Consider the following 7,312-nt stretch of genomic DNA (forward strand, 5'->3'; position numbering starts at 1 on the left):
TCTGATCATTTATCTTTAATCGAAATTCTAGGTAAAAACTATTGCACTTTATTCAAAAACATCTATACTTTTTTTGTACTGTTTGAAATGCTAGCATTCGACATCTTGTAGATTTTAATCGAATTTTGCTAGATGTTCCAATAATGTATACGAGGATTGCGGGGTAGAGGTTTCATTACAATCCTGTAAGCCCTTTAAGAGCAATGACAAATCAATTTCGCCTTGATGTAATTGTAGTGTCACGCAGATAAACAAAGTTTCGGATTTTGAGTTGTGTTTAGATCTAACACGATGTTGATACTAGAGGCTTATCTTCATTCCGTTGGTGTTTGGATACCCATAAAAAGTTTCTGAATGAAGATAAAAATGAATGAATAAAGATAATATCTAATAATAGTGGAGGGTAAGTAAATGAGATTTGATGAGGCTTATTCAGGAAATGTTTTTATAAAAAGTCATCCTACCTACGAGGATGCGCAGGCAGTCATTTATGGGATGCCGATGGATTGGACAGTTAGTTATCGTCCAGGATCACGTTTTGGTCCACAGCGTATTCGTGAAGTATCAATTGGTCTAGAGGAATACAGCCCATATTTAGACCGTGAACTAGATGAGGTAAAATATTTTGATGCAGGTGATATTCCGCTTCCATTCGGCAATGCACAGCGATCATTAGACGAAATTGAAAAGTTTATTGAAAAGCTGTTAGCAGACGGTAAGATACCAGTCGGCATGGGTGGGGAACATTTAGTGTCCTGGCCAGTAATGAAGGCTGTTTCTGCAAAATATGATGACCTAGCTATTATCCATTTCGATGCGCACACAGATTTACGTGTAGAGTATGAGGGAGAGCCACTTTCTCACTCAACACCAATTCGTAAAATTGCTGAGCATATTGGTCCAAAAAATGTCTATTCATTTGGTATTCGTTCTGGCATGAAGGAAGAGTTTGAATGGGCAAAGGAAAATGGAATGCATATTTCAAAATTTGAAGTGCTAGAGCCATTAAAAGGGGTATTACCTTCTTTAGAAAAACGTAATGTTTACGTAACGATTGATATTGATGTTCTAGATCCAGCACATGCACCAGGCACTGGCACTGTAGATTGCGGAGGTATTACATCAAAAGAATTACTAGCATCAATTCATGCAATTGCAGCAAGTGGTGTGAATGTAGTTGGCTTTGACCTTGTGGAAGTGGCACCTATCTATGATTCATCAGAAATGACGGCAAACACAGCAAGTAAATTGTTAAGAGAAATGATTTTAGGCTGGGTAAAATAAGCAGGTCTTTGTAAATGTTGATATGAAGCGGTTTGAGTGGGGTTTAGCTATGAGCTAGCCTCACTTTTTCGCTTTATTCTATCTTAGGAGGGGAGGAAGCTCGGAAATGCTCTTTTCAAGCTTTTGCAAGTTCATCTGATAGATACTTTATTATTCAAAAAGGAAGACGCTATCCTATACATTGGACAGCGTTTCGATATTTTGTAAAGTTCTATTAAGGGTTCGTCGACCAAAGTCCAGCATGTTTTAATACAACACGTGGATGAAGTTTTAGCTGTGCAACCATTAAATCTGCTAAATCTTCTGCTTGCATCACTTTTTCTGGATTACCGTCTGTTAAGTTAAGCTCAACCGCCATATCCGTAGCAACTGTACTTGGCGTTAATGTTGTAACACGAATGTTTTTCTTACGCACTTCAAGCATTAATGATTCACTTAGTCCGATAACCGCAGCTTTTGAAGCCGAGTATGCGCTTGTAATCGGAGCACCTTTTTGACCTGCTGTTGATGAGATATTAATGATGTCGCCTGTATTGCGCTCTAACATTTCTGGTAATACAGCGCGTGTTGTGTAGTATACACCTTTTACGTTAACATCGATAATATTTGTCCATTCTTCAGGTGTTAGGTCCATGAAGTTACCGAATTTTGAAATACCGGCGTTGTTTATTAAAATGTCGATGGCGCCAAGCTCTCCGCGAATAGATTCAACGGCTGCGGTGATAGAGTCCAAATCCGCTACATTGGCCGCGGCGATTGCTACCTTCACATCATACTGTTTAAGTTCCTCCGCTACTTGTTGTAAATTTTCAAGAGTACGTCCAACAAGACCTACGTGAATACCTTCTTGTGCAAAAGCTACTGCTGTTGCACGTCCGATTCCACGTCCAGCTCCTGTAATTAACGCCACTTTTCCTATGATTGTTTGCATGTTTATCGCTCCTTCGGTTGAAATAATTTTATTTAGACAAAAAAATAGATTAAGATTTGTCTTTAAGACTATCCTTATTTTACTACGGTTTTATATATAGGGAAGAGTGCACTTTTTGGTGCGGAGGTTACTAAAAGTTACTTATATGAAAAGGGAGTTAGCTCTATGTCAGATAAATTAAGAGAAGAGATAAAAGAGAGAATATTAAATAACGATTACCATTGTGAAAAAGAACTTACCTTATCAATTATTAGTGGGAAATGGAAAGTTGTTATTTTGTGGCATTTAGGTGTAGAAGGACCTCATCGCTTCAGTGAGCTTCAAAGACTTTTTCCGAAAATATCTCATAAAATATTAACAAACCAATTACGTGAACTGATGGAAGATGAAATTGTTCATCGAGAAGTATTTCCAGAAGTTCCTCCAAAAGTCGAATATTCCATGACTGAACTAGGGATGGCGTTATTACCGATCGTTGAGATGATGTATGAATGGGGAAAAAAGAGAATTGATCAAATTAAACAAGAAAGCAATGAGAAAAATAATAACAAAGTCATTTTCGATGATTTAAATAGCCGATGCTGAGAAAGTGAAATATCAGTCGAAAATGTAACAAATAGCTAAGGGAAATGATTTTAGGATTGTAAAACAATTTATTTTATAATGTGGGGCTAAAAGTAGGGAGGTGTAATAGCTTACTTTTAGCCCCACTTGCTTTTAAAAGTTGGCTAACAAATTAGTCGCAATAGCAATTTGCAAAGTGAGCTTGTTCATTACTTTGGAATTTTTTTGAATGCCGTATTGACATTGATAGGAAAATACTGTTATATTATAGGTAACTAATGTTACCTATCGGGGGAGGAAAATATTTTTGGCACCAAAAGAGCGATTTACAGAGGAAATTTTAATGGATTGTGCTTTTGAAATGGTTAGAAAGAGTGGCATTGATAGTGTAAATGCAAGGGATTTAGCAAAAGAGTTAGGCTGTTCGACAAAGCCTATATTTCGATTATTCTCGAGTATGGACGATTTAAAGTATGCAATCTATGAAAGGGCTGGAAATCTTTATAATGAAAGAATAGCTCAGGGTTTGCAAGAAAGTTCTTTTTTAGGAATGGGGTTAGCTTATATTAACTTTGCTCGCGAAGAAAAAAAGTTATTTGAGCTGTTATTCCTATCCAATAAATATAAGATCTCAAGCTTTTCGGATTTGGTAAATAACCTAGAAAACCAAGGAATAATAGCACTGATTTCCAAATTAACAGGATTAACACAAACCTCTGCAAAATCTTTATTTATAGATATCTGGTTAACAACGCATGGTATTGCGACAATGTGTGCAACGAATACCTGCGATTTAAATAGCTCGGAAATTGAAAGTATTTTAAAAGACGTTTATGAAGGTGTTAAACAAAAATTGTTCGATGGAGAGAATAAATGAAATGAAAAATTCACCTATTCTTTTATCCATACAGTTTACTTTGCTTGCACTTGTTTTTCCTACCATAGCTGGTGTAATTATATCTGTAAAAAATATAAGTAACTTAAGTTCTATATGTTTGATTCAATTTATTGCCTTTGCAGGTGGTGTTCTAGTTACTCTTTGGATCATGAAAAAAAGTAAATTCCCTTTCCGAGATTTCGGATTTAGAAAGTTTAAAGCAGAGGCATGGATAGCTGTTATCGTTGCTTTTGAGCTGGTTGCATTCTTAAATGGTCTTACAGATAATGATGGTTTTTCTGCGCAATATGTATTTATTTTGTTTCTATTTGTTATTGCAGTTGGTTTTTGTGAAGAGCTTATTTTCCGAGGCCTGATTTTCAAATATTTATCAGAGAAAGGGCTTAAAACGGCTATTCTAGGTTCCTCAATTTTATTTGGCATTGGACATCTTGTAAATTTAGCTTCCGGACAGGATTTTTTAATGACATTGCTACAAATTATTTTTGCATTCCTCTTTGGGTTAGTTTGTGCAGAAATTGTTGCAAAGACAAAAAGTATTATTTTCCCGATTATCTGGCACGCTACGCATGATCTTTTTGCATTCTTGACCGATAGTGAGCCGAATGTTCTTTCTGTTTCTATTTATGTCTTTCATTGCTTATTGTTAATTGGTCTAGCAATTTATTTCTGGCGAGCATTATTTTCTAAGAGAGAAACAACAGAATCTATGAAATTAAACAATGGAAATCCTGAGATTGGTGTTTAACAAAGGCTGTTTTCGAAAAGATTGTTGCTATACGAACGGGGCAGTTAGTTGTATAAGGAAAAATAGGGTTTTTGTTTAAATTTATGCAATAATGATTCAGGGAGGCTTTTATGCAAACTGCAATACCAGCTACATCTATGTTTATAATTATTGGATTGTTCATTTTAATTCGTAGAATCCGTTCTATGTACAAACCAACCAAAGGGAAAGGAGGCCGAATAATTCTTCCTCTTCTATTTTTAACACCTGGATTATCATTTTTTCTAAACGCTTCTGGGCACGTCACATACCTTCATTTATCTTTAGCAATTTTTTTAGGAGTGGGTTTTTCTATTCCTCTTATTTTATGGTCAGATTATGAAATACGAAATGATGGTTTAATTTATGCTAAGAAAAGTCCTGCTTTTATAATTACTTTCGCCATTATGATTGCTTTACGTTATTATTTTCGACAACATATTTCTACTATCGAACCAGGTACACTCAATATGCTAATTTTCTTACTTGTTATTTGTTATTTAATTCCCTGGAGAATAGCTTGCTATATAAAATATAAAAAGGTTCTTAAACTAAAAAATACAGTCAGTTTGTAGAACTTCGTATATCTCTAATACCCTCCAAAATGAAACTAAGAGTGTTGTTTGGTATTTTTCTTATACTTAGTTTGACAGCTTGTTCATCAACCAAACAAACTGATATAACAGATGAGGTTATCTTCTATGGAGAGGGAGAACATTGGAATGTAAAATATATTTACATTCCTGAATTGTATGGTGAAAAAAAGTAAATTGGGTTGAAATCGAATTGAAAGATCTAGAACTATCGCATGGGGATTTACATAATATTGACATTAAGTTTGAAGGTAGAGATGGGTTAATTACAGGGAATATTGGAGACGTGGTACCAAAAATTAACAAGAGCGTTATTTCATTTTTAGTTGGTACTGTTAATAATGGAAACCATAAAGAGGATGAATATAAAATCAAAATAAAATTCAATCATAAACAAGATGTTATAAGATTGCAGTTATTGAAATATCGGGGTCTTTATTCGATTTACGAAATACCAAACATAAAAACAGAGTTGATTCTACACATTTTGTAGATTAACTCTGTTTTTATGTTTTAACAGCAACAATATTTTAGAAAACAGCCTTAACAAAAGGGGAGGACACCTTAGATTTTTATTACGAATAACATCAAAAGCGTTTACTCATTAATTTGAGCAGATGCTTTTTTTAGTTTCTCATTTTAAGATGAACTACCTTATGTTTTGCAGCATGAATTGAATTGTAATATATAGGTAATTTATGGAGATGGGAATATTGCTTGGATACACTTGACTTCTATCTTGAAAAAACATGAGGATTCATCCTATAATAAAAAGGTTATTTCTACACAAAGAAAGCCTTTAATATCAACGCTTTAAGGGCTCTCTCATTAAGAGTTAGCCCCAATTTTAGCCCCAACAGCATTTAAACTTTGGCTAAATACTGTCACCGATTCTTGCTCCATTTCCTTTAGTACATGTCCATAAACGGTGTGGACCATCTGAGGTGTGTTACCCAATCTTTCGGCAATTACCTTCACTGGCAGCTTGTTATTTAGTAGCACCGTACAATGCGTATGCCGTAAACCATGCAGTGTTGTTTTAGGAAGGTTGGTCCTTTGAATAATTCTCTTAATAGCTAAATTTGTATTATTAGTTGAAATAGGTTCTCCTAAAAGTTCCGAAATGAAAATAAATGTATCGTCATTTACATCCTTCAACTTTTTTCCACGAGATAACAATTTCTTTTTACACCATTTCTGATACATCTCTAATTGATCGATAACAACTGGATCAACCATAATTGTTCGTTCACTATTTCTAGTCTTAGTTTTACCAACACCATATTGACCACGAGAACGGGCGATAGTAATTGTATTGTTTTCAAAATCAATATCTCTCCATTGGAGCCCGCATGCTTCACCGCAACGCAAGCCTGTAAAAGCAACGGTCAATAAAAAAGTATAGCTTGTTACATTTTCATTATTCTTTGCATCTTCTAAGAAAACAACTAATTGAGCAGGTGTGAGGAAATAAAACAGTTCTTTATAGAACGTAAAAAGGTTGATTATGAGTTGTTACATGGAATAGTGAGGAAGCATCTTAAATTTATTGATACTATGATAAAGACACAGAAGTGGCGGAGCAACGTTCAAAAGAAATCTCTAAAGACATTGTAGGACCAGCACCAAAAGTTAAGTCAATAACGGTGCAACAACTGGAGAAGAACAAGAAAAGAGCAATGAAGCAATTAAATAAACTGTTTACATAGACACTTACCTTTGGGTAGGTGTTTTTTTGTGGAATACAAAAAAGATTTACAGAATGGTACAATGACCATTGATCGTTTAATGGATTTGTATATTACGATTCATCAACGACGTGTAAAACACTTAAAATATCAGGTTCGACATTTTTATGGGTACCTAATCTTTTTTATATAATTTATTAAAAATTTGACAGTTTTGCGAACAATATTATTCGATATAAAGATTATATTTGAAAGAAATATCAAGTATTTTGTTTTGAAATCAAAAAAATTGTAACTTTAGTATTGGAGAAAATTGAAGTAACGCCAAAAAATGGCGGTATATATGGCGTGAATTGGCGTAATGAGATTATTGAATTGGTTGATGTTGGAATGTTATGATATATTTACCTCGAGGGAAAAAGAAAAGCATTAAGAATCAAAAAAATAATAATTTATATTATATCAAGGAGAATAATAAAAGTGAAAAAAAATAATGGCTCTTCACCAAAACATGTGCTTGACTAAGAGCCATACTGAATCCATTCGGCATTGCATTCTAGTAAAATTGTCTCTTTATAGTGCTGCGGA

At 34.3% G+C, this 7,312-nt stretch carries 9 protein-coding genes; 7 read left to right on the forward strand and 2 right to left on the reverse strand.

The window, feature by feature from the left end; all coding sequences use genetic code 11:
* The first annotated feature begins 411 nt into the window (after positions 1-411).
* A complete protein-coding gene (gene speB, locus ACQKIM_RS23165; protein WP_427548500.1) occupies positions 412-1,284 on the forward strand; it encodes an agmatinase in 873 nt (290 codons plus the stop codon).
* 214 nt (positions 1,285-1,498) lie between these two features.
* Here the strand turns inward: speB and ACQKIM_RS23170 are convergent, their stop codons facing one another.
* Complete coding sequence (locus ACQKIM_RS23170; RefSeq protein ID WP_427548502.1) at positions 1,499-2,215, reverse strand: 3-ketoacyl-ACP reductase; 717 nt, start codon at positions 2,213-2,215, stop codon at positions 1,499-1,501.
* Positions 2,216-2,380: 165 nt separating this feature from the next.
* On the opposite strand from ACQKIM_RS23170, the gene ACQKIM_RS23175 reads away from it, so the two are divergent.
* The 5 genes from ACQKIM_RS23175 to ACQKIM_RS23195 all read left to right on the forward strand — a co-directional run bounded on the left by ACQKIM_RS23175 (position 2,381) and on the right by ACQKIM_RS23195 (position 5,529).
* Positions 2,381-2,800: a winged helix-turn-helix transcriptional regulator gene (locus tag ACQKIM_RS23175; RefSeq protein ID WP_427548504.1), complete on the forward strand. Its 420-nt coding sequence runs from the start codon at positions 2,381-2,383 to the stop codon at positions 2,798-2,800.
* Between the two features lie 286 nt (positions 2,801-3,086).
* Complete coding sequence (locus ACQKIM_RS23180) at positions 3,087-3,656, forward strand: TetR/AcrR family transcriptional regulator (protein ID WP_427548506.1); 570 nt, start codon at positions 3,087-3,089, stop codon at positions 3,654-3,656.
* 1 nt (position 3,657) lies between these two features.
* Positions 3,658-4,425, forward strand: a complete 768-nt coding sequence (locus ACQKIM_RS23185) for a CPBP family intramembrane glutamic endopeptidase (protein ID WP_427548508.1) — start codon at positions 3,658-3,660, stop codon at positions 4,423-4,425.
* Between the two features lie 110 nt (positions 4,426-4,535).
* Positions 4,536-5,018 (forward strand): CcdC family protein, encoded by a 483-nt coding sequence (locus tag ACQKIM_RS23190; RefSeq protein ID WP_427548510.1) that lies wholly within the window; start codon positions 4,536-4,538, stop codon positions 5,016-5,018.
* 211 nt (positions 5,019-5,229) lie between these two features.
* The gene (locus tag ACQKIM_RS23195; RefSeq protein WP_427548512.1) at positions 5,230-5,529 is read left to right on the forward strand and encodes a hypothetical protein; all 300 of its coding nucleotides are present in this window, start codon (positions 5,230-5,232) and stop codon (positions 5,527-5,529) included.
* A gap of 335 nt (positions 5,530-5,864) precedes the next feature.
* Here the strand turns inward: ACQKIM_RS23195 and ACQKIM_RS23200 are convergent, their stop codons facing one another.
* Entirely contained in the window at positions 5,865-6,545 is a 681-nt protein-coding gene (locus ACQKIM_RS23200; RefSeq protein WP_427548518.1) for a site-specific integrase, read from the reverse strand.
* A 228-nt stretch (positions 6,546-6,773) separates the two neighbouring features.
* On the opposite strand from ACQKIM_RS23200, the gene ACQKIM_RS23205 reads away from it, so the two are divergent.
* Entirely contained in the window at positions 6,774-6,917 is a 144-nt protein-coding gene (locus tag ACQKIM_RS23205; RefSeq protein WP_427548514.1) for a hypothetical protein, read from the forward strand.
* Positions 6,918-7,312: the final 395 nt, after the last annotated feature.

This window comes from Lysinibacillus sp. NPDC047702 (assembly GCF_050272555.1).
GTDB lineage: Bacteria > Bacillota > Bacilli > Bacillales_A > Planococcaceae > Lysinibacillus.